The 26,523-nt window shown below is 41.4% G+C and carries 21 protein-coding genes; 17 read left to right on the top strand and 4 right to left on the bottom strand.

All coding sequences use genetic code 11. The features are described 5' to 3' along the window. Nucleotides 1-14 precede the first annotated feature (14 nt). The 8 genes from DWX65_RS06515 to DWX65_RS06480 all read left to right on the top strand — a co-directional run bounded on the left by DWX65_RS06515 (nucleotide 15) and on the right by DWX65_RS06480 (nucleotide 9,650). Nucleotides 15-932 (top strand): SufB/SufD family protein, encoded by a 918-nt coding sequence (locus DWX65_RS06515; RefSeq protein ID WP_117698645.1) that lies wholly within the window; start codon nucleotides 15-17, stop codon nucleotides 930-932. Between the two features lie 58 nt (nucleotides 933-990). Further along, nucleotides 991-1,842 carry an EamA family transporter gene (locus DWX65_RS06510; protein ID WP_118173098.1) on the top strand — a complete coding sequence of 284 codons (852 nt, stop codon included), beginning with the start codon at nucleotides 991-993 and terminating at the stop codon, nucleotides 1,840-1,842. A gap of 20 nt (nucleotides 1,843-1,862) precedes the next feature. Then, nucleotides 1,863-4,166 carry a glycoside hydrolase family 31 protein gene (locus DWX65_RS06505; protein WP_118173097.1) on the top strand — a complete coding sequence of 768 codons (2,304 nt, stop codon included), beginning with the start codon at nucleotides 1,863-1,865 and terminating at the stop codon, nucleotides 4,164-4,166. A gap of 41 nt (nucleotides 4,167-4,207) precedes the next feature. Next, on the top strand, nucleotides 4,208-5,515 hold the full coding sequence (locus DWX65_RS06500) for a patatin-like phospholipase family protein (RefSeq protein ID WP_118173096.1): 1,308 nt from the start codon (nucleotides 4,208-4,210) through the stop codon (nucleotides 5,513-5,515). A 73-nt stretch (nucleotides 5,516-5,588) separates the two neighbouring features. Next, entirely contained in the window at nucleotides 5,589-5,978 is a 390-nt protein-coding gene (locus tag DWX65_RS06495) for a hypothetical protein (RefSeq protein WP_117946135.1), read from the top strand. A 194-nt stretch (nucleotides 5,979-6,172) separates the two neighbouring features. Then, on the top strand, nucleotides 6,173-8,707 hold the full coding sequence (locus DWX65_RS06490; protein ID WP_118088113.1) for a hypothetical protein: 2,535 nt from the start codon (nucleotides 6,173-6,175) through the stop codon (nucleotides 8,705-8,707). Nucleotides 8,708-8,892: 185 nt separating this feature from the next. Then, nucleotides 8,893-9,147 (top strand): HPr family phosphocarrier protein, encoded by a 255-nt coding sequence (locus tag DWX65_RS06485; protein ID WP_117698651.1) that lies wholly within the window; start codon nucleotides 8,893-8,895, stop codon nucleotides 9,145-9,147. A 20-nt stretch (nucleotides 9,148-9,167) separates the two neighbouring features. Next, a complete protein-coding gene (locus DWX65_RS06480; protein ID WP_022243631.1) occupies nucleotides 9,168-9,650 on the top strand; it encodes a DUF6465 family protein in 483 nt (160 codons plus the stop codon). A 63-nt stretch (nucleotides 9,651-9,713) separates the two neighbouring features. Here DWX65_RS06480 and DWX65_RS06475 read toward each other — a convergent pair whose 3' ends face one another. The 4 genes from DWX65_RS06475 to murC all read right to left on the bottom strand — a co-directional run bounded on the left by DWX65_RS06475 (nucleotide 9,714) and on the right by murC (nucleotide 14,691). Continuing rightward, nucleotides 9,714-10,901: a ribose-phosphate pyrophosphokinase gene (locus DWX65_RS06475; protein ID WP_022243630.1), complete on the bottom strand. Its 1,188-nt coding sequence runs from the start codon at nucleotides 10,899-10,901 to the stop codon at nucleotides 9,714-9,716. A 71-nt stretch (nucleotides 10,902-10,972) separates the two neighbouring features. Then, entirely contained in the window at nucleotides 10,973-11,965 is a 993-nt protein-coding gene (locus tag DWX65_RS06470; RefSeq protein WP_117841363.1) for an ATP-binding protein, read from the bottom strand. Nucleotides 11,966-11,999: 34 nt separating this feature from the next. Further along, nucleotides 12,000-13,028 (bottom strand): DnaD domain protein, encoded by a 1,029-nt coding sequence (locus DWX65_RS06465; RefSeq protein ID WP_117698653.1) that lies wholly within the window; start codon nucleotides 13,026-13,028, stop codon nucleotides 12,000-12,002. A 283-nt stretch (nucleotides 13,029-13,311) separates the two neighbouring features. Further along, on the bottom strand, nucleotides 13,312-14,691 hold the full coding sequence (murC, locus tag DWX65_RS06460) for a UDP-N-acetylmuramate--L-alanine ligase (protein ID WP_117841362.1): 1,380 nt from the start codon (nucleotides 14,689-14,691) through the stop codon (nucleotides 13,312-13,314). A 292-nt stretch (nucleotides 14,692-14,983) separates the two neighbouring features. Here murC and DWX65_RS06455 point away from each other — a divergent pair, with 292 nt between their 5' ends. From DWX65_RS06455 to DWX65_RS06415, 9 genes are all read left to right on the top strand, one after another. Beyond that, on the top strand, nucleotides 14,984-16,258 hold the full coding sequence (locus tag DWX65_RS06455) for a glucose-1-phosphate adenylyltransferase (protein ID WP_022243626.1): 1,275 nt from the start codon (nucleotides 14,984-14,986) through the stop codon (nucleotides 16,256-16,258). Then, on the top strand, nucleotides 16,255-17,373 hold the full coding sequence (glgD, locus tag DWX65_RS06450; RefSeq protein WP_117698654.1) for a glucose-1-phosphate adenylyltransferase subunit GlgD: 1,119 nt from the start codon (nucleotides 16,255-16,257) through the stop codon (nucleotides 17,371-17,373). Before DWX65_RS06455 ends, glgD begins: the two co-directional genes overlap by 4 nt. 39 nt (nucleotides 17,374-17,412) lie before the next feature. Next, nucleotides 17,413-17,682: a septation regulator SpoVG gene (gene spoVG / locus DWX65_RS06445; protein WP_117698655.1), complete on the top strand. Its 270-nt coding sequence runs from the start codon at nucleotides 17,413-17,415 to the stop codon at nucleotides 17,680-17,682. A 435-nt stretch (nucleotides 17,683-18,117) separates the two neighbouring features. Further along, on the top strand, nucleotides 18,118-18,870 hold the full coding sequence (locus tag DWX65_RS06440) for a sugar phosphate nucleotidyltransferase (RefSeq protein ID WP_118173095.1): 753 nt from the start codon (nucleotides 18,118-18,120) through the stop codon (nucleotides 18,868-18,870). Further along, complete coding sequence (gene pth / locus DWX65_RS06435) at nucleotides 18,858-19,418, top strand: aminoacyl-tRNA hydrolase (RefSeq protein ID WP_117698657.1); 561 nt, start codon at nucleotides 18,858-18,860, stop codon at nucleotides 19,416-19,418. Before DWX65_RS06440 ends, pth begins: the two co-directional genes overlap by 13 nt. Before the next feature lie 12 nt (nucleotides 19,419-19,430). Beyond that, entirely contained in the window at nucleotides 19,431-22,979 is a 3,549-nt protein-coding gene (mfd, locus tag DWX65_RS06430) for a transcription-repair coupling factor (protein ID WP_118173094.1), read from the top strand. Nucleotides 22,980-23,054: 75 nt separating this feature from the next. Further along, nucleotides 23,055-24,152 (top strand): peptidyl-prolyl cis-trans isomerase, encoded by a 1,098-nt coding sequence (locus tag DWX65_RS06425; protein ID WP_158564711.1) that lies wholly within the window; start codon nucleotides 23,055-23,057, stop codon nucleotides 24,150-24,152. 89 nt (nucleotides 24,153-24,241) lie between these two features. After that, nucleotides 24,242-24,745, top strand: coding sequence for a shikimate kinase (locus tag DWX65_RS06420; protein ID WP_118173092.1), 504 nt, complete (start codon nucleotides 24,242-24,244; stop codon nucleotides 24,743-24,745). 3 nt (nucleotides 24,746-24,748) lie between these two features. Then, nucleotides 24,749-26,380 carry a M23 family metallopeptidase gene (locus DWX65_RS06415; RefSeq protein WP_242997828.1) on the top strand — a complete coding sequence of 544 codons (1,632 nt, stop codon included), beginning with the start codon at nucleotides 24,749-24,751 and terminating at the stop codon, nucleotides 26,378-26,380. Nucleotides 26,381-26,523 lie beyond the last annotated feature (143 nt).

Raw genomic sequence — 26,523 nt, 5'->3', positions numbered from 1 at the left:
GAAAAGGTGAGAAAATGGACAGTATAGAAAAGAATCTTTTAGCAGAGATATCAGATTTGCACAGCGTGCCGGAAGGTGCATATAACATCCGCAACAACGGAAAACTGGAGGCAAGAAATACAACTGCAAATATTGATATTGTAACTAAGAAGGACAAGCCGGGAATTGATATCTATGTAAAACCGGGAACAAAGAATGAGAGTATGCATATTCCGGTTATCTTAAGTGAAAGCGGCTTAAAGGACCTGGTGTATAATGATTTTTATATCGGGGAAGGTGCAGATGTGACAATCATTGCGGGATGCGGTATCCACAACTGCGGAGACCAGACATCACAGCATGATGGAATACACACCTTTTATATAGGAAAGAATGCAAAAGTAAAATATGTAGAAAAGCATTATGGTGAAGGGGATGGAAATGGAGCCAGAGTCTTAAATCCAACTACCGTGATCCACATGGAAGAAGGCGGATTCATGGATATGGACAGTGTTCAGATTAAAGGAGTAGACTCCACAATCCGTACAACCGAAGCAGACCTTAAAGAAGATGCGTCCCTTGTGATTCATGAACGTATTATGACTCATGGACAGCAGAAAGCAGAGACAGATTTTACGGTAGATTTAAATGGGGCACATTCCAGTGCAAATGTGGTATCACGTTCGGTAGCAAAGGGAGATTCCCACCAGAAGTTTGTTTCTTATATTCGTGGTAATAATGCATGCAGCGGACATACAGAATGTGATGCCATCATCATGGACAATGGAAAGGTGGAGGCAATTCCGTCTCTTGCAGCGAATGATATCGATGCAGCATTGATTCATGAGGCAGCAATTGGAAAAATAGCAGGAGAACAGCTGATTAAGCTGATGACACTGGGACTGTCTGAAAAAGAGGCAGAGGAGCAGATTGTAAATGGATTTCTGAAATAGGATATGTATGGGAAAATGAAGGGTGCAGGAAAGAACAAACAAGAGAAGAGGAATAAATATGTGGCTTGCATATGCATGTGGCTCTGCTTTTTTTGCAGGTATTACGGCAATATTGGCAAAAGTTGGACTTAAGAAAATAGACTCGAATCTTGCAACAGCAATCCGGACGGTTGTAGTATTGATTTTTGCATGGATTATGGTACGGCTTACCGGATCTTATACTCCAATCGGAAGTATAGGAACGCGGACGTTAATTTATCTTACATTATCCGGAATAGCGACCGGGGCATCCTGGCTTTGCTATTTTCGGGCATTGCAGCTAGGCGATGTAAACAAAGTAACACCGATTGATAAATCCAGTACAATCCTGACGATGATTCTGGCAGTCATTTTCTTAAATGAAGGACTGAACGAGAAGAAAATCATTGCCATGGTATTGATAGGCGTTGGAACGATGCTCATGATTACCAGAAAGAAAAGCAGTGGCACAAAGAGCCGGGCATGGCTTATCTATGCACTGCTGTCGGCAGTATTTGCCAGTCTGACGTCCATCCTTGCCAAGGTGGGAATAGATGGTGTGAATTCCAATCTCGGAACGGCATATCGTACTGGAGTGGTACTTGTTATGGCATGGGTGGTAGTATTTGTAACAAAGAAACAGAAGCAGGTCCGGAGTATGACCTTCCGGGATGGAATGTTTCTGATTTTATCCGGAATAGCAACCGGAGCATCCTGGCTTTGTTATTACCGGGCGTTACAGCTGGGCGAAGCCAGTGTAGTGGTACCGATTGATAAACTAAGCATTGTAGTTACAATTGTATTTTCATCTGTGTTTTTAAATGAAAGACTACAGCCAAAGGCATTCTTTGGATTAATTATGATAGTGGGAGGTACATTACTGCTAATATAAGCAAAAGTGGAGGAAAAAGTATGCTGGGAAAAAGAAAATCTTATTATGTGGAGAGTGGAATCATTCATTTTGTATTTGAATATGGCATGGGAAGCTTAGAGGTTCTGACAGATAACATTGTAAATGTGTTTGTTCCGTTCGAAAGTGAGGAACATCGTTCAAAAGCCATCGAGGGAGAAAAGTCAAAACATATACATTTTGATGTGCAGGAAGGAATTGACTATCTTGAGGTTCGGACTGCAAGATTAATCATACGCGTATATGATAATTTTATGGTGGATTTTTATGATGTGAATGGACAGCTTCTCTGTGCGGACTATCGTGGTGGAAGGGAATTTGCAACACAGATTAGTGAGAAATTTATCGAATTCTTAAAAGCAGAGGGACATGAGGTGCCGCAGGCGACAGATAAGAATTATCATGTGCAGGCTGTAAAACGCATGGAGGGAGACGAAGCCTTCTATGGCTTTGGTGATAAAGCAGGTGTATTAAATAAGAAGAATTACGATTATGAGATGTGGAATACAGATAATCCGGCGGCGCATACGGAAGCCTTTAAAGCATTGTATAAATCGATCCCGTTCTTTATAACATTGCGTGAAAGCTGCGTATACGGAATCTTTTTTGATAATACCTGTAAGACTTATTTTGATCTGGCAAAAGAAAATGCGGAATACTATTTCTTTGGCTCAGACCGTGGCAATCTGGATTACTATTTTATTGCCGGGTATAATATGCCGGAGGTAGTAGCTGGTTATACTTATCTGACCGGAAGAACACCGCTTCCGCAGCTTTATACATTAGGCTATCATCAGTCGCGCTGGGGATATGAGACTTCCGCAGAGATTCGCGCAATTGCGGATAAATACCGTGCATTAAAGATTCCGATTGATACGATTCATCTGGATATTGACTATATGGATGGCTACCGGGTCTTTACCTGGAATGAAAAGGACTTTGGCAGGCCTGGTGAAGTAATTGAGGATTTAAAGAAAAAAGGATTTAAAATTGTTACTATCATTGACCCGGGTGTCAAATTAGACCCAGGTTATGATATGTATGATGAAGGCATGGAGCAGGGATATTTTGCCAAGACACCGGAAGGGGATACCTATGTAAATGCAGTGTGGCCTGGAGATGCGGTATACCCTGACTTTGGAAATCCGAAGGTTAGACGGTGGTGGGGAGAGAAGCAGAAATATCTTGTGGACTTAGGAGTCCGCGGTGTATGGAATGATATGAATGAGCCGGCAAGCTTTCGTGGAGAACTGCCGGAAGATGTGGTATTTACAGACGAAGACAGACCATGTGACCATGGCCAGATGCACAATGTCTATGGACATCTGATGGCAAAGGCTACCTATGAAGGCTTGAAGAAGCAGGACGGCAGAAGACCATTTGTAATCACCCGTGCCTGTTACAGTGGTTCCCAAAAGTATACCACAGCATGGACAGGGGATAATCAGAGCCTGTGGGAGCACCTGCGGATGGCAATTCCGCAGATGTGCAATCTGGGATTATCCGGTATGGTATTTATCGGAACAGATGTAGGTGGATTCGGTGCAGATGTGACACCGGAACTGCTGTCAAGATGGATACAGGTCGGCTGCTTTTCACCGTTGTTCCGGAATCATTCTTCCAAGGGTTCTACCAGACAGGAGCCGTGGCTTTTCGGAGAAGAGACATTAAATATTAACCGGAAATATATTGAACTTCGTTATAAATTACTGCCATACCTTTATGATTTATTCCATGAGACGGAGCAGAATGGTATGCCGGTAATCCGTCCACTGGTATTACATTATGAGAAAGATAAAGAAACATGGAATCTCAATGGAGAATTCCTGTTTGGAGAGCGTATGCTGGTAGCTCCTGTAGTAGAGCAGGGAATGACGAAGAAGCTTTTATATCTGCCGGAGGGAATCTGGTATGACTACGATACAAGGGAAAAATATACCGGAAAGCAGTATATTGTAAAAGACGCACCTCTTGATGTATGTCCGGTTTTTGTAAAAGCAGGAAGCATTATCCCATGTTTTGAACCAATGCAGTATGTGGGAGAAATTGAACTGGATACTCTGATTCTTGATGTATATCCGGGAGAAGGCCGTTATGTGCATTATCAGGATAACGGAGAAGATTTTACATATCAGGATGGTGTATATAATGAATATGAGATGACCATCACAAAGGATGAGACATTAACGGTCCGGATGCTGCATAAAGGCTATGAAAAAGTATATAAGAAATTTGTAGTATGTTACAAAGGACGTAAAAATGAGTTCACATTCAATGGCGAGAAACTGACAGTCTGGCTTTCTTAAAAGAAAGACAGAAGCCGGGAGATGACCGGAGGAGGACTTATATGAAGCGTGGAATTGCATTAAGTGGAGGCGGTACGAAAGGCTCTTATGAACTGGGAGTCTGGAAAGCATTAAATGAACTTGGCATTGATTATCAGATTGTAACCGGAACATCCATAGGTTCCATTAACGGAGCTTTAATGGCAACGGGAGATTATGACAGGGCTTATGAACTATGGAGCACCATAACCATGGAAGATATGATGGAGGATGGAATCAATCTGACGGATACCATAGAGGGCATGTATGACCAGAGAGAGGCAATTGGTCCATTCCTGAAAAAATATGTAAAGAATAAAGGTGCAGATATTTCACCTTTTACTGCTTTTATTGAAACACTGATAGAAGAGGATAAGATTCGGAAATCAAAGACAGATTTTGGATTGGTTACGGTGGAATTTCCGTCTTTAAAACCCTGCGAACTGACAAAGCGTGACATTCCGGAAGGACTTATGAAAGATTATATTCTGGCATCTTCTGCAATTTTTCCATTATTCCCGATGCATAAAATCGGAGAGATAACGTATCTGGATGGATGCTATTATGATAATCTTCCAATTGACCTTGCCATCCGAATGGGAGCACAGCAGATTATTGCTGTTGATTTACATACATCACCGGCACACGATGCCTATGCAAAGCGGCCGTATGTAACTTATATCAAGCCAAGCCGCTCCCTTGGAACCATGATGAATTTTGACCATGCTCTTTTAATGGCAAATGCCAGAATGGGATACCAGGATACCATGAAGGTTTATGGAAAATATTATGGCTATGTATATACCTTTGAAAAGGAATCCATGGAGAAATACCGCAGGGCAATGGAGTGCTTTTTGTATCGGATGACAGAACTGGATTTACTGGTCAGGGATGAAATTCCGGTAAAACGTTTTGCTAAGAAAAGTGAATTTAATAAAGTACATACACTTCTGGCAGAACGAAGCGAAAAGGAGAAAATGTCACCGAGGGAATATTTCCTTGCAGCGGCAGAAATCTGTGGAGAGGTATTTGATGTAGATGCAGCAATTGAATATTCCATGGAACATTTTGTGGAAACACTTCATAAGAAGTTGGCAGATGCAGAGTTGAGACAGGTGACAGAATGTATCATTGCACATAAATTAAGGGAGCCGGCAGGACTGATTGCAGAAGTTAAAAACTTTGGAAAAGAAATGCTGGTGGCTGCGGCTGCATATTATGCGGCACAACAGGACACACTGACGTCAAAAGAAATTCTGAAACTGCATGCCATGTTCCCAAAGGAACTGACAGCGGTGTTATTTCTGATGTCGTTGGAAACAAACAGATAACAGCATTTTTGCCGTCAACAAACAGTCTCTGCTGCATATATTATACTGATGAGAATCAGGAGAGAAGGAAACATTGGATTATAATCAGGATATTTTCTTTAAGATGCAACAGCAGCAGATGCCAGGCAAACAGCCCTTTTACATGACAAATCCAATCCAGAATCTTTACATGACGGAGTTAGAATATCAGAGGGATTTAGACCGCATGAAAGAGATGTATCCGCTGGAGATAAGAAAAGTACAGGAGCTGGTGGAAGAAGAATGCGATAAGATGGAATATGAGGGAAGTCTCATGTTTGACGAGTATCCGGACCGGCTGATGCTGCGACAGATTTGTAAGAGAATCCGTGATAAGGCGGGACTTGGGGAAAGCCGGGAAGACATGGATGCTCCGGAAATTCTTCTGTTTCATGAGATGTTTCACCGCAGATGCCGTTACAGACGCTGCCGCAGATGCTGGTAGCAGATAATAAAATAGAGGTTGAGCTTTTACAAAAAAGGAATTACAATATAGCTGTCGTTTTTTGATGGCTATATTGTTTGTTTACGTGAGTAGCGAGAAAAATCGCATGCCTGCATGCAGATTTGACGAGCGCCGCGATAACTCGATAACTCGCAAAGTGTGTTTTTCGTAGTTTAGGAAGATGAGGAATACAGATGAATAAAGGAATGATTCGGGCACTGGTGTTAGCAGGTGTATTTCTGGTATCAACCGTAGTGTTTAGCTTTTTGACAAATAAAACAAATCCCGATATGACAACAGAACTGGAGGAGGCAACGCTGCCGACTGTCCAGCTTTATTATAAAGAGCAGAAAATCAATGAACTCTACGGGTATGTAGATGAAATGAATGCAGTTTACATGAGGGACAGCATTACGCCGATTGATACGGACAGGCTGCTTCCAATCCGCGTTCAGAATGGAAGCTATGCAGTGGATGAACTTTCCTATGAGATCCGGAGTATGGATACTAAGCGTCTTATTGCAGATGCGAAGGTAGATAGTTATTCCCAGAAGAATGGAGTGATTACAGCAGACCTTCCGATTCAGAATCTTCTGGATTCCAATGCAGAATATCTGTTGATTATACATTTACTGCATGGGGATGATACTTTAAATTATTATACAAGGATTATTGAACCGCAGGATTGTTATGTGAAGGAAAGCATTGATTTTGCAAAAGATTTCCATGAAAAAACATTTCAGGAGGATGGAAGCGGCTCTCTGGCAACTTATATGGAACCGGATTCTTCTGCGGATAATACCACACTTGCCAATGTCAGTATTCATTCCACACTGCGACAGGTAACATGGGATAAATTCAATGGGACCGTTCTGACGGACCCATCGGTAAGCATCAAAGAAATCAATAATTCCTATAATGTAATTCTATTGGATTATGTAGTGACGGCAACCGGAGATAATGGGGAACTGGAATATTATAATGTAGAAGAATATTACCGTGTCCGTTATACCAATGACCGGATGTATCTATTGAATTTTGAGAGAACCATGGATGAAATTTTCCGGGCAGAGAATGATGATTTTTATGAGAATTATTTACAGCTTGGAATATGTTCGTCCGATGTGGAATATAAGAGTAATGAGACAGGAAGTATTCTCTGTTTTGTAAAAGAAGGAGAACTCTGGTGTTACAATGCGACAGAAAAAAAGCTTTCCCAGGTGTTCAGCTTCCGTGGTTATGAGGGGATTGATTCCAGGGAAAATCATAAGGAACATGATATCCGGATTATTAAGGTGGATGAAACAGGAAGTGCTGATTTTGTTGTATATGGTTATATGAACAGGGGAAACCACGAAGGTCAGGTGGGCGTAGGTGTTTATCATTATGACAGCGTGGCAAATACAGTAGAAGAGGAACTGTTTATACCATCCACCCACTCTTACGAAGTGCTGAAATCAGAACTGGGACAGCTGATGTATGAAAATGAAAGTGGAATGTTCTACATTATGATGGGTGGGACACTGTATGAGATTAATCTTGCTACTACCAAAGAAAAGGAAGTAGTCAGCGGATTTGAAACAGGAAATTATGCGGTATCAGAGAATAACCAGTTTGTTGCTTATATTGCAGATGGCAACAGTGACAGCGGTTCGAAAATTACTGTTCTGAATCTGGAGAATTCGAAAAGCTTTGAAGTGGCAGCGGCAGCAGGAACGTATATCCGGCCACTGGCATTTATGGAAGATGATTTTATCTATGGAGAGGCAGATGACAGTGATGTGTATACAGATTCTGCCGGAAATGTACAGTTCCCGATGAATCATATTTATATTGTAGATACGGATGATGAAGAACACGGAGTGTTAAAAGATTATCATAAGGATGGATATTATGTAGCGTCTGTAGAAGTTGTGGATTATACTATTTATCTGAACCGGGAACAATATAACGGTATGGCTTATGTTCCGGCAGAACAGGATACGATTATGAATCGTGAGGGAGATTCTGCAGAAGTAGTCAGCATTCACAGTACGGTAACGGAACGAAAACAGACGCAGCTGCAGCTGCAATTATTACAGGAAGAAGAGATAAGTTCGGGTCGTCTTCTGACTCCGAAACGGATTGTATTGGAGTCACCGAGAAATGTGAATCTGAAAGAGCCGGAAGAGACAGATTATTATTATGCTTATTCTGCCGGAAGAGTAGTGCTGGCAACGGATAATGCGGCAAAAGCCATTGCAGTGGCAAATGATAATGTGGGCGTTGTGGTAGGAAGCAGACAGCAGTATATCTGGAAGAGGGCAAGAAAATCTTCCCAGTCACCACTGACGATTACAATAGGTGATGCAGACGCATCCGGAACAACGATAGCAAAAGCAATCAATGGTATGCTTTCGATGCAGGGATTAAATGTTGGTGTAGGAGAATTGATGACATCCGGAAATACACCAAAACAAATTTTAAAGGATACCCTGCAGGACTCTGTAGTCATTGATTTGACCGGAAGCGATCTGGATGCAGTGTTATATTATGTCAATCTGGGAACACCGGTATTTGCCATGAACAGTGGAAGCGAAGCTGTATTGATTACAGGCTATGATAACGCAGGAGTCTATATTTATAATCCGGCAACCGGTGCAACAGAGAAGATGTCAATGACGGATGCACAGAATTTATTTGATACAGCAGGTAATGTATATTTTGCTTATATGAAAATGGCAGAATAGGGATGCAGGCAGAGACAGGCGTGAAAAAGACGCAAAAAACGTATAAAATTGCCTAAAAAAAGCCGAAGTTTTTTGGCAGTTTCGGTATTAGTGCTGTATTTTCACAAAGTCTATTGCAAAATCTGTTCGTGTAGGATATATTAACTTTTGTACTAATTGTACTACTTAGAAGCGAGGAAGATAACATGAGTAGAAAAGAAGTTACAGTTTCAAACGTTTCAAAAAAACACGATAATCCAATTGCAGAGTTGGTTCAGGTTGCCTGCCAGTTTGACAGCAATATTACTCTGGAAAGTGATAACCGTAAAATTAATGCCAAGAGCATCATGGGAATTATGGCATTTAATCCGTCCAAAGGAATGACGGTTAACATTGTTGCAGAGGGAAATGATGAAGAAGAAGCCCTATTAGCAATGGAGAAGTTTTTAGTGTGTGATTAATTTTCAGGGAGGGAATTATAATGCAGAAGAGACCAGTTGAAAAAGCAGCCGAAGTAAAGGCAGCAGTAAAAGCTACAGAGACAAAGGCAGTAGTTAAGGCAGAAGAGGTTAAGGCAGAAGCAAAAGAAGTTGTAGCGAAGAAAGCAGAAACCGTAGTAAAGAAAGCGGAAGAGACAGTTAAGAAGGCAGAGGAGACAGCAAAGAAAGCAGAGACAACTGTAAAAGCAGCAGCAAAGACTACCGCAAAGAAAGCAACCAAGAAAGCAGCGGCTAAAAAAACTGCCAAGGCAGAGAAGAAAGAACTTGTACCGGAAGTATTTGTTCAGTTTGATGGTAATGAAGATGTTGTTGCAAACGTGATTGAGAGAGCAAAAGAAGCTTTCACAGCAGACGGACACAGAGCATCCAGCATCAAGTCTTTAAAGGTTTATTTAAAACCGGAAGAATATGCAGCATACTATGTTATAAACGATACATATGCAGGCAAGGTTAACTTATTCTAGTTTTATTTTGCCCATGATATTAAAATGGCTTCGGAATTCCGAAGCCATTTTTGCTGTTGTTATTTATTTCTTTTTCTGATTAGCTTTATATTTCTTTATAAGCTTCTGGATACGCTCGTTTGGATCTAAGAGCTCGCTGATAGAAGCATCATGATTCAATGTATCAATAATATAAGCAATATATTTGCTCATGTCACAGTTGATATAATATGGACGGCTTAAAAGCTCCGGAGTCTGATAAGTCAGGTTGGTGGTAACTACACGGTAGATAGTTCCATCTTCTACAGCTTTATCGAATTTTTCCAGACCATTGGTGAAAAGTCCGAAGGTTGCAACGACAAAGATTCTGTTTGCTTTTCTCTTCTTTAGTTCAGTTGCAACGTCAATCATGCTTTCTCCGGAAGAAATCATATCATCGATAATCAGAACATCTTTTCCTTCTACGGAAGAACCTAAAAATTCATGTGCGACAATAGGGTTACGTCCGTCAACAATTCTGCTGTAATCACGACGTTTGTAGAACATACCCATATCCAGACCAAGTACACTGGAAAGATAAATTGCACGTCCGGTACCACCCTCATCCGGGCTGATAATCATCATGTGGTCAGAATCAATCTGTAAGTCAGGAACGTTCTTGCAGATACCTTTGATAAACTGGTATGCAGGCTGAACAGTTTCAAAACCACCCTTTAAAGGAATTGCATTCTGGACACGAGGGTCATGTGCATCAAATGTAATAATGTTGTCAACGCCCATGGCAACCAGTTCCTGTAAAGCCAGTGCACAGTCTAAAGATTCCCTGGTGCTTCTTCTATGCTGGCGGCTTTCATAAAGGAATGGGATGATAACAGTAATTCTTCTTGCCTTGCCGCCAATTGCAGCAATAATTCTCTTTAAATCCTGATAATGATCGTCTGGGGACATATGGTTTGTCTGACCGCACAGAGAATAAGTAAGGCTGTAGTTGGTGACATCAACCATAAGATAAAGGTCATAACCACGAACAGTTTCTTTGATCATTCCCTTTGCCTCGCCTGAACCAAAACGAGGGGTAACTGCTTCAATGATATAAGAATCACGTTTGTAGCCCATAAAAGCTGCATCATTCTGGTGCTGATGCTGTCTTTCGTCTCTCCATTTGACAAGGTATTTGTCAACTTTTTCTCCTAATTCCTGGCAGCTCTGTAATGGAATGATTCCAAGAGAACCAGTAGGAAGGGTTTCTAAGTTTCTTTCACTGTTTGACATGAATAGGTTCCTCCATAGAAATAATTTATCTTATATAGTTCAATAGATATAGCATCTAATTGAATGTGTAATTAATGCAGCTTTTTCTTAAGACGGATATCGTCCCCAAAAAGCTTGATCATCGTATAGCTGCTGAAGATGCGGGAGCAGATACGCTCGGAATATACATCAGCAAGCTGGTCGATACTTAAATTCGTAGAAATCAATGTTGATTTCTGACGCAGCATACGTTCGTTCAGACACAGGAAAAGCCGGGATGCCGTAAAGGAGTTGGCAAGCTCGGTTCCAAGGTCATCAATGATTAAAAGATCACAGTCGAAGATATTCTGCCCGGCAGCAGAAGCTGCAGCGTCCTTCTGGAAAGTGTCCTTTTCAAATATATCAAATAATTGGAAGGCTGTAAAATAAATAACGGAATGTCCTTTATCTAAAAGCTCTTTGGCAACGCAGTTTGAAAGAAAAGTCTTACCGACACCGGTTGCTCCATAGAAAAAGAGATTTTCAAAAGAGGTATCGAAATGCTCAATAAAGGACTTACAGTCTGCAACAGCTTTTTTTGCAGTATCATAAGCAGATAATCCGGTTGTGGGATTTATCTGCTCTTTGGAATAGTATGCATAAGAGAAATTCGAAAAATTCTCTTTGGCTAAAATATCTTTTACATTAGACTGCGTATAGACTAAATCAATGGCAGCCTGTACAAAACAATGACAGCGTTCATTCCCAATATAACCGGTATCCTTACAGTCCTTACAGGTGTAAACCGGTTCCAGATAATCAGCCGGATAACCCAGAGAAGCAATCAGATTCTGTTTCTCCCTGCGAAGAGCAGCAAGCTGTTCTTTTAATGAAGAGAGAACAGAGGAATCTTCTGCTCCATCATCAGATAAAAGCTGTTTTGCACTTGCTACTGAGATGGAAGAAATCTCGTTGTCTATTTCTGTAAGGCGCGGACATTTTCCGTAGACTTCCTGAATGCGTTCATCCAGAAGATGCTGATTGTGAAACTGTCTGGCATTATATTGCCGGATTAAAGTATCGTATTGTGAATTATTAAGAGACATGAAATGCTCCTTTAGTATTCCTGAAAAAAGTGTCTTAATTATTTAAGAGCTGTTTTTCAAGCTGTTCAAAATTATAGGTACGCTGTGAAAAATTGTTAAACCGGTTGGCGGCAGTCTTGTTTACGGTGACATTGCGGGAAGAAGATGCCTTGCTTTTTTTGTAAGCAGTGTCTAATATAGCAATATCCTCTAAATGGTGGATATTGCATTTATGCCAGTTCTCTAAGATGGTATCGGCATACTGGAAGCTTGGCTGATTTGTCGCCTGCAGTGTCCGTTTGCATGCCTCGGAAATGATATCCAGTGTAAATCCAAACTGGCTGGTCCATTTATCTACCAGTTCAAGTTCGTATTCAGCCAGTTTTCTGCCGCTGATTCCAAATGCCTTCATGACACCATAATGTGTCTGCTTATAGGCACTGGAAGAACGTCTGGCATCCTCCGCGGTACGGATAGAAGAAGCAGACCAGGAAAGGGCAATCTTGTCCATATAGCGGATGCTCTTATGACCGTTGTCCACACAGGATTCTACCAGATATTCAATCAGGTCTGTGGAGAATTTCAATTCATCTGACCAGTAAAGAATGGTTTCATAATCCTTGATGGACAAAGGATGTCCGATATAGCGTTCAATAATGAATAATAAATCACTGGAAGCCTCATCGTTCTGGAAAGACAGAATCTGGTCTTTCGTATAGGATGGACGGATATCTACAGAAGATACTTCCGTAGGCTTTTCCACATGTTCAGAATCCTGCGTAACCGCAGAAACAGGCTCACACAGGCAGATGCCGGTAAGCTGTTCGCCGGAATTATATTCTAACTGGAGTAAGTGTTTCTTCTCCCAGTATTTTAAGGCACGTTTAATATCCTTTTCTGTATGGTCAAATTTATCAGCCATCTTAGAAATGGAAAAATTCTCAGCTGCGTTGATGCAGCGGAGTAAATATAAATAAATTTTTACAAATTCTCCATTGGCATCTGCCATATACTCATCAATAAAGGTATTGGATACGCAGGTAACCGTGGATTTGCTTTTCGTATGTAATGTTATGTCTGTCATAAGAACTCCCTCTTTCACCGACCACATTATAGCATATGAATCTAAAATTGAGAAGTCTTATTTTAACCAAAAATCCAGTAAAATCAAGGGTTTCCACATTTGCACAGAATTGTGAATAATGTGGATAACTTTCTTTTGAAAGTGCATTATGGTAACTGAAATGGGAGCAGTTTGGCGGTTAATGCAGATAGAATGGCGATTTTCAAAAATACATTATGTAAACAAAAAAATCCACATCCATAATTCACAAAAATGTGAATTACGATGTGGATAATGTGGATAACTACTGCTGAAGCAGGTGTTCTCCTATAAGATACACGTCTCCGGCCCCCATAGTTATCAACAAATCATTGTTTATGCATTTTTCCGATAAAAATTTTTCAATCTCATCAAAAGACGGGAAGTAATAACTTTCCTGACCGTTTTTCTGAAGCTCTGCCAAAAGGTCTTTGGAAGAAATTCCGATCGTATTTTTCTCTCTGGCTGCATAGATGTCTGCAAGGACTACAATATCTGCCATGGAAAGTACCCGGGCAAAATCACTTAAGAATGCCTTGGTTCTGGAATAAGTGTGTGGCTGGAAAACGCAGATAATCCGTCCGTGTGGATAATTCCGGGCTGCGGTTAATGTAGCAGCTACTTCAGTCGGATGATGGGCATAATCATCGATAACGGTGATACCGTTCTTTGTTCCTTTGTATTCAAAACGACGTTTGGTGCCGCCAAACTGAAGCAGTCCCTTTTTGATAACATCCAAAGGAAGACCGAGATTTAAGCAAAGCGCAATGGCAGCCAGTGAATTGGAGACATTATGCTTGCCTGGAACACTTAAGGAAACGGTTCCTAAGTCTTCGGTTTTGTGCATCAGAGTATATGTGCCGCAGGCATGGTCATTATAAGTAATATTTTTAGCATAAAAGTCATCGTTTTCGCATAAACCATAAGTAGTGACGCTACAGGACAAATTGTTGGTAATCTGATCTAAAGCTGCAATCTGGCCGTTGATGATTAATACACCATCATGTGCAGTATTTCCGGCAAATTCATGGAAAGAACGGCGGATATCATCGATATCTTTGAAGAAGTCGAGATGCTCAGCTTCCACACTGGTGATGATACTGTATTTCGGATGAAAATGCAGGAAACTGTTGGTATATTCGCAGGCCTCGGTAATGAATACTTCTGAACCACCTACGCGGATATTTCCACCGATTGCTTCTAAGATACCACCAACACTGATTGTAGGGTCAGCCTTTGCAACAAGAAGAATCTGTGAAATCATGGATGTGGTAGTGGTTTTTCCATGGGTACCGGCAACTGCAATGGATTTCTCATAGTTATCCATAATCTGTCCAAGCAGTTCTGCACGGGAAAGCATTGGAATACCGGCATCTACGGCTGCTTTAAATTCCTCATTGTCCTCGCGGATGGCAGCAGTATAGACAACCAGTGCAGGACGGATGGATAAGTTAGATGCTTTCTGGCCAATGTAAATGGCTGCGCCTTTTTTTGCAAGGCTGTCGGTAAGCGCAGACTGCTTTGCATCAGAACCGGAAATGGTAAAACCTTCTTCCAGCAAGATTTCTGCAAGACCACTCATACTGATACCGCCAATACCGATAAAATGTACATGAATAGGTTCTTCAAAATTTAATGAATACATAATTCTTTACCTGCCTGACTTATAATTTCGTTTCTTGAGAAAAGATTTCTTCCTAATATTATAACCATATGCAGGGAATTTGCAAATCTATTTTGTCTGTCAGGAAAAAAGAATGCAAAATAATGGAGGTGATTTTGTAAAAATGACAAGAAATGTTTGAAAATTGTCTAAAATGACTAAAATTTGCAAAAAAAGATAAAATAATTATACAAAATGCTGTACAACATATGGGCAGTGTGTTATACTTTTGTTATACCAAAATGACCTGATTTTATGACGAGAGGTGAATGACGTGATTAAGAAAGAAATGATAGCCATGCTTTTGGCGGGCGGACAAGGAAGCCGTCTTGGAGTATTAACTTCCGGTGTAGCGAAGCCTGCAGTCGCATTTGGAGGAAAGTATCGTATTATCGACTTTCCATTGAGCAACTGCATCAACTCAGGTATTGATACCGTCGGAGTGCTGACACAGTATCAGCCATTGAGATTAAACAGACATATTGGAATTGGAATTCCGTGGGACTTAGACCGTAATAACGGAGGAGTAACGGTTCTTCCACCATATGAGAGAAGTGATAACAGTGAATGGTATACTGGTACAGCAAATGCGATTTACCAGAACCTGAAATATATGGAGACTTATAATCCGGATTATGTGCTGATTTTATCAGGCGACCATATTTATAAGATGGATTATGAAGTAATGCTTGATTTCCATAAGGAAAATAATGCAGACGTAACAATTGCAGCAATGCCTGTTCCAATAGAAGAAGCAAGCCGTTTTGGTGTGGTTATAACAGACGAAAATAAAAAAATTAAAGAGTTCGAGGAAAAACCGGAACATCCGAGAAGTAACCTCGCATCCATGGGAATATACATATTCAACTGGAAAGTATTGCGTGACAGTTTAATTGCTATGAAGGATCAGAGTAATTGTGACTTCGGAAAGCATATTATTCCATACTGCCATGAGAATGGAAAGCGTTTATTTGCTTATGAATTCAATGGTTACTGGAAGGATGTTGGAACACTTTCCTCCTATTGGGAAGCAAATATGGAATTGATTGATCTGATTCCGGAATTTAACCTTTATGAAGAATACTGGAAGATTTATACCAAGAGCGATAATGTAGCTCCGCAGTATCTTGCAGCAGAGTCAAAGGTTGATACCAGCATTATCGGAGAAGGTGCTGAAATTTATGGAGAAGTGCAGAATTCTGTAATTGGTGCAGGAGTCCGGATTGAAAAGGGTGCGGTGGTACACAATTCCATTATCATGAAAGAATGTGTGATTGGAGAGAATACTGTGGTGGAGAAATCCATTATTGCAGATAAGACCATTGTTGGAGCAAACTGCCACTTAGGCGTAGGCGAGTATGCACCAAGCACATTGAATGAAAAAGTATATGCATCTGATCTGGTTACTATCGGAGAAGATTCTGTAATACCAGACGGAGTTTCAATTGGAAAAAATACAGCGATTTCCGGAGTAACGGAACCGTCAGATTATCCAGATGGAATGTTAGCAGGCGGTGGAGCTATTATTAAGGAAGGTGACAGAATATGAAGGCATTAGGATTAATTTTAGCAGGTGGAAACAATCATCGTATGCAGGAACTTTCCAGCAAGCGTGCAATTGCAGCAATGCCAATCGGTGGAAGTTACCGATGCATTGATTTTGCATTGAGTAATATGAGCAACTCACATGTTCAGACCGTTGCAGTGCTGACTCAGTATAATGCACGTTCTTTAAATGAACATTTAAGCTCATCCAAATGGTGGGATTTCGGGAGAAAACAGGGAGGTCTTTATACCTTCACTCCTACCGTAACCGCTGACAACAGCTGGTGGTACAGAGGAACTGCAGATGCAATGTACCAGAACATTGATTTCTTGAAAAAACGTCATGAGCCATATGTAATTATTACAGGTGGTGATTGTGTATACAAGCTGGATTACAATAAGGTATTGGATTACCATATTGAGAAGAAAGCTGATATAACTGTTGTGTGCAAGGATATGCCGGAAGGCGCAGATATCAGCCGCTTTGGTGTAATCCGCATGAATGAAGAATCCAGAATCACAGAGTTTGAAGAGAAACCTATGGTATCCAGCTCTAATACAATTTCTACCGGTATTTATATCATCCGCAGAAGACAGCTGATTGAAATGTTAGAGCGGAGCGGTCAGGAAGACAGATGGGATTTCGTTACAGATATTCTGATTCGTTATAAGAATATGAAGCGAATTTATGGATATAAAATGGAAGATTACTGGAGCAATATTGCAACAGTAGATTCATATTACAATACAAATATGGATTTCCTGAAACCGGATGTGAGAAATTACTTCTTCCGTGAGACACCGCATATCTATTCGAAAGTAGATGATTATCCACCAGCAAAATACAATGCAGGTTCTGATGTGAAGAACAGCCTGATTTCCAGTGGATGTATCATCAACAGTAAAATAGAAAATTCTGTATTGTTTAAAAATGTGTTTGTAGGAAAGAATTGTGTAATCAAGAATTCCATTATTCTCAATGACGTATACATTGGAGATAATACGCATATTGAAAACTGTATCGTGGAAAGCCGTGGAACGCTGAAAGCCAACACGTATTATTGCGGTGACGACGGAGTAAAGGTTGTACTTGAGCGCAATGACAGATATGCACTGTAGGCAGAAGACTTAAGAGAAAGGCGTGAAGGGGGTAACATAATGCAGATTACAGATGTAAGAATACGTAAAGTTGAAAAAGAAGGTAAAATGAAAGCTGTGGTATCTATTACCATAGATGAAGAATTTGTTGTACATGATATCAAAGTGATTGACGGAGAGAAGGGACTCTTCATTGCAATGCCAAGCCGCAAGGCTGCTGATGGGGAATACAGAGACATTGCACATCCAATTAACTCAGATACCAGAAATAAGATACAGCAGATTATTTTAGAAAAGTACGAAAGTGAAATCGCAGCTGAGGAGGCGTAACACGTACATAGAATAAGGAAGACGAGCAGGCTGTCACAGAAATGTGGCAGCCTGTTTTTCACACTTCTTTTTTTGAACAATTGATAGAATGAAGTATAAATATGCCGTGGGGCAAATGAGAAAGCATGAAAAAGACTGTTAGGAGCACTTGGAATTTCGGGCGAAAACAGACAACGCCGGCACAGGGAAGTGCCGGCGAGGAGCAAGCAACATGGATGTTGATTTGCGCCGGTTGTCAGAACTGATAAAAATTTTTTCAAAATTCTTAGTGCTCCTTATAGTCTTTTTCGCTTTTCCATTTGCCCCACGGCAGATTTACATTGTCATCTATTTCATATTTTGGAAAAAAGGATGACAAATTTCTGAGAAAGAAGTATACTAAAATGTAACAGTATTTTCGGCAGAAAGCCGGAGAGGAATAAAGAGGATAAAAATATGGAAGCATTAAAAGCGGTAATATTGGCAGCTGGAAAGGGAACCAGAATGCAGTCAGACCTTCCGAAAGTAGTGCATACAATAGACGGAAAGTGTCTGGTAGATTATGTAATTGAAGCGGCAGAAGGAGCAGGAGCGGAGGATATCTGTCTGGTGGTAGGCTATAAGCATGAAGAGGTAGAGAATACCATTTCACATAAAGATGATGTAACATTTGTACTGCAGGAGCAGCAGCTTGGAACTGGTCATGCGGTAAAATGTGCCAGGGATTTTCTGGGAAAAGATGGACATACACTGATTCTTTTTGGAGATGCGCCACTGATTACATCTGCAACCTTAAAGCAGCTTTTGGAGCATCATATCCAGCATAAAAATGCAGTAACCGTATTGTCAGCAACGATAGATGACCCGACCGGATACGGAAGAATTATCCGCAATGAATCAGGAGAATTTATAAAGAGCGTAGAACATAAGGATGCAAACGAGGAAGAGTTGAAATCCCATGAGATTAATTCCGGAATGTATGTGTTTAATACCTGGGAATTATCACAGGCATTGGATAAGATTCAGCCGAATAATGCACAGGGTGAATATTATCTGCCGGATACGCTTACGATATTAAAGGATAAAGGACTTCGTGTAGATGCATTTGCACTGGAAAGCCCGGAAGACATCAATGGAGTAAATGACCAGAAGCAGTTAGAATCAGCTGCAGAAATCATCAGAAGAAGGAAGAAAGAATGTACATTATAGCGGGACTTGGAAATCCTGGAAAGAAATATGAACATACCAGACATAATGTTGGCTTTGATGTCATGGATGTACTGGCAGAAAAATATAATATAAGGATGGACGAAAAAAAGTATAAAGCAATCTGCGGCAAAGGAATGATCGGAAGTGAAAAAGTTGTTCTGGTGAAGCCACAGACTTTTATGAACTTAAGCGGAGAAAGCATCGCTGAAGCAGTAAATTTCTATAAAGTGGATCCGGCCAGTGAATTGTTAGTGATTTTTGATGATATCAGCCTGGCACCGGGAAGAATACGGATTCGTAAAAAAGGCAGTGCCGGCGGACACAATGGAATTAAAAATATCATTGCGCAGGTGGGAACAGAGCAGTTTGCCAGGATCAAGGTAGGTGTCGGTGAGAAACCACAGGGCTGGGATTTGGCAGACCATGTCCTTGGCCATATGGATAAGGCAGACCGGAAACTGGCAGAGGAAGCATTTTTAGATGCGGTATCTGCGGTAGAACTGATTGTCGATGGAAAAATCGAACAGGCAATGAATGACTATAATTAAAGGAAGAACATTATGAATGTATTTTTGCAGCCCCTTTCGGAACTGGAAGAATTGCAAAATGCCTTAAAGCAGCTAAAGAGCAGTCCGGGTATCGTTCAGATATCCGGATGCATGGATGCGCAGAAGGCACATATGGTATTTGCGGCGAACGATGGTTTTAGAAATAAAATCATCGTTACTTTTAACGAACAAAAAGCAAGGGAAATCTTAGAAGATTATCGTTTTTTCGACAGGGAGACTCTCTATTTCCCAGCGAAGGATATTTTATTTTATCAGTCGGATATCAGAAGTAATCAGCTTACCGGAGAGCGGATTGCCCTGTTAAAACGTTTATCCGAAAAGAAGCCGGTTACAGTGGTATTGACTTTTGACGGACTGATGAACCGGATGGCAGGACTGGAAGCCTTTAAAGAAGCGGTGCGTACTTATAAGGTGGAAGACGAATTAGACTTTGAGGCAGAGACAAAGCGGCTTTTGCAGATGGGGTATGTGCGCAATTATCAGGTGGAAATGCCGGGAGAATTTGCGGTGCGTGGAGGAATCCTTGATATATATCCTCTGACGGAAGAAAATCCGCTGCGTATTGAAATGTGGGGAGATACCATTGATTCCTTGCGAAGCTTTGAGGCTGAGAGCCAGCGTTCCATAGAGAATCTGGAAGAAATTACGTTGTATCCTGCAACGGAACTGGTGCTGACGGAAAAACGGAAGCAGGCGGGCTTGAAGAAAATTCGACAGGAAGCGGTAAAAGCAGAAAAGAAGTTCCGCGACCAGATGAAAAATGAAGAAGGCCATCGCATCAAACAGACGGCGGCTGCTTTGGAAGAAGAGATAGAAGAATTAGGTGGTGCAGCTAATTTGGACAGCAGCCTTGCATATTTCTTCCCGGAGGCGGTAAGCCTTTTGGATTATTTTGGTAAAGACGAGACTCTTTTAGTCCTGGATGAACCTGCCCGGCTGATGGAAAAGGGCAGAGTGACAGAGCAGGAATTTGAAGAGAGCATGAAGCAGCGCTTGGAGAAGGGTTATATCCTGCCGGGACAGGCAGAAACGCTCTTTACCGGAAAGGAAATTACTGCGAAGATGCAGAGTTTCCACGGACTTGCACTGGCAGCACTGGATATGAAGGTGCGGGAGTTAGACATTACGAACCGTTACCATATTCAGGTGCAGGGTGTGAATTCCTATAATAACAGCTTTGCAACGCTGGTGAAGGATTTAAAGAATTATAAGAAAAACGGATACCGGGTCGTTGTATTATCCGCATCTAAGACAAGGGCAGAGCATCTGGCGAAGGATTTACAGGAAGAAGAGGTAAGCTGTTATTATGCCAAAGATTTTGAACGGAAATTGCAGCCGGGAGAAATCTTAACTGCCTATGGAAAAGTAAAACGTGGATACGAATACCCGCTGATTAAATTTGCGGTTATCACAGAAAGTGATATATTCGGGCAGGAAAAGAAGAAACGGAAGAAACACCGTCTCTATGAGGGGGAAAAGATACAGAGCTTTCGTGACCTTCATGTAGGTGATTATGTGGTACATGAAAATCACGGCCTTGGCATTTATCGTGGGATCGAGAAAATCGAAGTCGATAAAAAAGTCAAGGATTATATTAAGATTGAATATGCCAAGGGAGGCAATCTTTATATTCTTGCAACCCAGCTGGAACTGATTCAGAAATATGCCGGTTCCGATGCCAAGAAACCGAAGTTAAACCGGCTGGGCAGCCCAGACTGGGATAAGACAAAAACCAGAGTGCGTGGTGCGGTAAAAGAAATTGCCCACGAACTGGTGGAACTCTATGCTATCCGACAGAATAAAGAAGGCTATGTCTATGGTCCGGATACTGTATGGCAGAAGGAATTTGAAGAGATGTTTCCATTTGAGGAGACAGAAGATCAGGAACTTGCCATTGAAGCAACCAAGAAGGACATGGAAAGCACCAAGATTATGGATCGTCTGATTTGCGGAGACGTAGGATATGGCAAGACGGAGGTGGCAATCCGTGCTGCCTTTAAGGCGGTGCAGGAGGGAAAACAGGTAGTTTATTTAGTACCGACCACAATCCTGGCGCAGCAGCACTATAATACCTTTGCCCAGCGGATGAAAGATTTCCCGGTAAGAGTAGATTTGCTTTGCCGTTTCCGCAGCCCAAAAGAGCAGAAGAAAACCATCGAAGATTTGAAAAAAGGCATGGTGGATATTATTATCGGAACCCACAGAGTGCTTTCTGAGGATGTGAAATTTAAGGATTTGGGACTTCTCATTATCGATGAGGAGCAGCGTTTTGGTGTGGCTCATAAAGAGAAAATCAAGCAGATGAAAAAGGATGTGGATGTGCTGACTTTAACGGCAACACCAATTCCAAGGACATTGCATATGAGCCTTATCGGAATCCGCGATATGAGTGTTTTAGAGGAGCCGCCGATGGATCGTGTGGCAATCCAGACTTATGTCATGGAATATAATGAAGAAATGGTGCGGGAGGCAATCTGCCGGGAATTAGCAAGAGACGGACAGGTTTATTATGTATTTAACCGGGTAAACCAGATTGCAGAAATGGCAGCGAAAATTTCAGAGCTGGTGCCGGATGCCAATGTGGCATTTGCCCACGGACAGATGAAGGAACGGGAACTTGAGGATATTATGTATCAGTTTATCAACGGAGAGATTGATGTGCTGGTATCCACAACGATTATCGAGACGGGGCTTGATATTTCCAATGTAAATACCATGATTATTCATGATGCGGATAATATGGGACTGTCACAGCTCTATCAGCTTCGCGGAAGAGTAGGGCGTTCTAACCGGACGGCATATGCGTTCTTAATGTACCGCCGGGATAAGATGTTAAAAGAAATCGCAGAGAAACGTCTGGCTGCAATCAAGGAATATACAGACCTTGGAAGCGGCTTTAAGATTGCCATGCGGGATTTGGAAATCCGTGGAGCCGGAAACCTGCTGGGTGCCCAGCAGAGCGGACACATGGAGGCAGTCGGTTATGACCTTTACTGCAAGATGCTCAATGAGGCTGTCAAACAGGAGAAGGGAATCGGAGTGGAAGAAAGCTTCGATACAACAGTAGATGTGGAAATGGATGCATTTATCCCACCGTCCTATATTCCAAACGAGACACAGAAGCTGGATATTTATAAACGAATTGCAGCCATTGAAAATGATTCAGAAAGTGATGAGATGCTTGATGAGCTGACAGACCGCTTTGGAGACCCGCCAAAATCAGTAACAAACCTTCTTTCCATTGCATTGATAAAAGTGCTGGCGCATCAGGCGTATATGAAGGAAGTGGTAGAGCGTGGCAATACAGTGCGCTTTGTCATGTATGAAAAAGCTGCGGTGAATCCGGCAAAAATACCGGAACTTCTGTCAAAATATGATCATGCGTTGAAATTTATACCGGATCAGAAAGGACCGTATTTTGTGCTGAACCGGGGAACCAACAGCCGGACAGTATCAGGCAGCAGTATCGACTATATCCGCCAGTTTGTGTTGGATGTGCAGACGATTCTGGTAGAAAAAACCATAAAAAAGGATGCTTAACTGCATAAAAATCTTGCGGCATGTACGAAAAAGCACTATAATAGAACGATGATAAATATTTTGGAGGAACGTGATATGAGATTTAAGAAATTCACAGCACTTGCATTGGCGGTTGTTACTGCAGCTTCCGTAGCTATGACAGGATGTGGCAGCAGAATCGATGAAGATGCAGTTGTTGCTACATTAGGAGATAAAGAGATTTCACTTGGACTTGCCAACTTTATGGCACAGTATACAGCAGTATCCTATGACAGCTATATTACCATGGGATATGCCAAGGAAAATATGTGGTCACAGGATTTATCCGGAAACGGTAAGACTATGCAGGATAATGTAAAAGATGGAATCCTGACACAGATACAGACCAATTATCTCTTAGAAGACCATATGAAAGACTATGGTGTGGAAATAACGGATGAGGAGCTTTCTGATATTGATACTGCAGCACAGCAGTTCATGGATGACAATAGCAAGGAAGCAATCAGGACCATGGGTGCCAAGAAAGAATATGTAGCAGAAATGCTTCGACTGAACCTGATTCAGAAGAAGATGCATAATGCAATCATTGCAACTGTAGATACCGAAGTTTCTGATGAAGAAGCGGCACAGAGAACATTCAGTTATATCAAGGTTTCTACTGAGGCACATTATGATGACAGCAAGAATTATGTGGAATATACCGATGATGAGAAGGCAGAATTAGAAAAAACTGCAGAGAAAATCGCAGAAGAAGCGAAAACCGATTTTGATGCAGCAGCAACAGACAACGGATATACTGTAAGCACTTATTCATACGGCAGTGATGAAATCGGTGAAGATGGAACAGCAACCGGAAGTATGGATGCATCCATTATTACAGCAGCAGATGCGTTAAAAGAGGGAGAAGTATCTTCCATGATTTCCGTAGATGGAAAAGGATATTATGTTATCCGCTTAGACAGTGAATTTGACCGTGATGCAACCGACAAAGAGAAAGAAACAATTGTTTCCAAGCGTCAGTCCGATAAATATACGGAAGTATGCGACAGCTACAAGGAAGAAAAAGAATGGACGGTAAATGATGATGTATGGGCAGCTGTTAACTTTGATAAGCTCTATACCATCAAGAAAACAGATACAGAAACAGAATCTGTAAGTGAGACAGAGACAGCATCAGAGGCAGCAACAGAATAATTGCAGAAATTATAAAGTGACAAGAACATAGAGAAGCAGAAAATTTATTTTTCTGCTTCTTTTCTATCACATAGATACAGGAGTATGGAATGAAAGACAATATCGTATTAATCGGAATGCCGGGCGTAGGAAAAAGTACTGTAGGTGTCGTATTGGCGAAGGCATTAGGCTATAATTTTGTGGATGCAGATTTAGTCATCCAGCAGCAGACTGGAAAGCTTTTGTGTGAGCTGATTGCAGAGCACGGAACAGAAGGATTTCTTGAGATTGAGGATGAGGTAAACAGCAGCATAGAAGGCCATAAAGCAGTCATTGCCACAGGAGGCAGTGCAGTATATTGTGCAAAAGCCATGGAGCATTATAAAGAAATTGCAACCGTACTTTATCTGAGTGTATCTTATGAGACATTAGAAGAGCGTCTTGGTGATTTGAAGAACCGCGGTGTAGTATTAAAAGATGGACAGACCCTGAAAGATTTGTATGATGAGAGAACGGCATATTATGAAAAATATGCGGATATCACCGTAAGTGAAGAGGGATTGTCTATTCGTGAAACAATCGATGTGGTAAAAGAAAAACTCGGGATGGAATAAAAGATGCAGATACCAGGGAATGCACAGGAACCTGTGAAGATACAGGAATCAGATAAAATGAAGAAGTCAGATAAGATGCAGGAGCAGAAAAAGAAATCAACAACTTTAAATAGAATTGGAAAAGTCGATAAAAAGATTCGTATCCGCATGTGGGCAGCAGGCATATTTTTCGTCTGTCTGGTACTGGTGGTACTTTTGCAGAAATTTTCGTTGGGACAGAATTATTTTGTGGTAACCGTAAATAATAAAGTGGTAGGCTGTGTCAGCAACAAGACAGATGTGGAAAAGGCAGTACACGAAAGCCGGCGGCAAATGGCAAAAGAGAGTGAAGGCTATCTGATGCAGGAGATTTCTTATGAGACAACAGAAAGCCATAAGCCATTTCAGAAGCTGTTAAGTGAAACTGCATTAAAAGAAAAGATTACAAAGGAGCTTAAGAAAGAAAATTCCGGAGAAATCTTTGCATATACGGTAAGTGCCGGTGAAAACCAGCTTTCTTTTGCAACTTTAGATGAAGTAGAAACGTTTTTAGGACGTTTGAAGGAAGAACAGGATACGGACAATCGGTTCGAGATAGAGTTCAAAAAGGAAACAGATCATCAGGAGGGAATGCTTCTTGCAAACTTAAAAGAGGCAGGCGTTTCAGAAAAAACAGAAGATTCTGCGGATGCCGGTATTGTGCAGCAGCTTGGAATCTATCTTTCCGATGCACAGGAGAATCCCGGGGAAAATAATTATGAAACCGGAATTCTTTCGATGGAATTTGCACAGGATGTGGAAGTGTTCACCAATCTGGTAGCAGCGGACACTCTGACGGATATAGATGCCGCGGTGGAAGAAGTAACAAAAGAGAAAGAAACGAATAAAATATATGAGATACAGCCGGGAGACTGTCTGTCGGTCATTGCACAGGAGCATGATACATCGGTGGCAGCAATTATAGCACTCAATGGATTGTCCGGGGAAGATGCAGTAATCAGTGCCGGTGAAGAACTGATTCTGTCAGTGCCTCAGCCGGACATCAGCTTACGGATCAGCGAAGGCGTAGTATATGAAGAGGATTATACCGCAGAGCCGGAGATTGTACCGAATGATTCCTGGTATACGACCGACGAAGTGGTGCTTGCAGAAGGAACTACCGGACATCGCGAGGTTAATATGGTGGTGACAACAGAGAACGGAATCGAGACGGAGCGGAGTATGATCCACCAGACCATACTGACAGAGTCAACGCCGGCAGTTATTGAGCGTGGAACCAAGATACCGCCAACTTACATTAAACCGCTGATTGGCGGAAGAGTTTCTTCCGGTTTTGGAAGAAGATGGGGCAGAATGCATAAAGGAATTGACTGGGCATGTCCGACCGGAACCAAGGTATTTGCATCCAGCAATGGTGTAGTAGTCAGTGCCGGTTATGTTTCCGGTTATGGCAACTGTGTCTTAATCAGCCATCCGGATGGAAGAATGACACGTTATGCACATAACAGTAAATTACTGGTAAAAGCAGGGCAGAGCGTATCACAGGGTGAAGTGATCGCATTAAGCGGAAGTACGGGACGTTCTACAGGTCCGCATGTGCATTTTGAGATATTAATTAATGGTTCCCAGGTAAATCCGGTGAACTATCTGAATTAATTTCGATTTACAAGTCAGTGAATATATAATATAATAATACTATTGTAGATAATTCTTTTGAGGTACGAGAAATACTTGACAAAAGAGGAAATAAGTTACTATAATATTTTGTTTGCAATTTTGTAGGGAATCTAAGCATAGAG

This window comes from Roseburia sp. AF20-18LB (assembly GCF_003461185.1).
Lineage (GTDB): Bacteria > Bacillota > Clostridia > Lachnospirales > Lachnospiraceae > Roseburia_C > Roseburia_C amylophila.
Note: the sequence above shows the minus strand (reverse complement) of the source record. Positions and strands in the feature narration are given on the sequence as shown.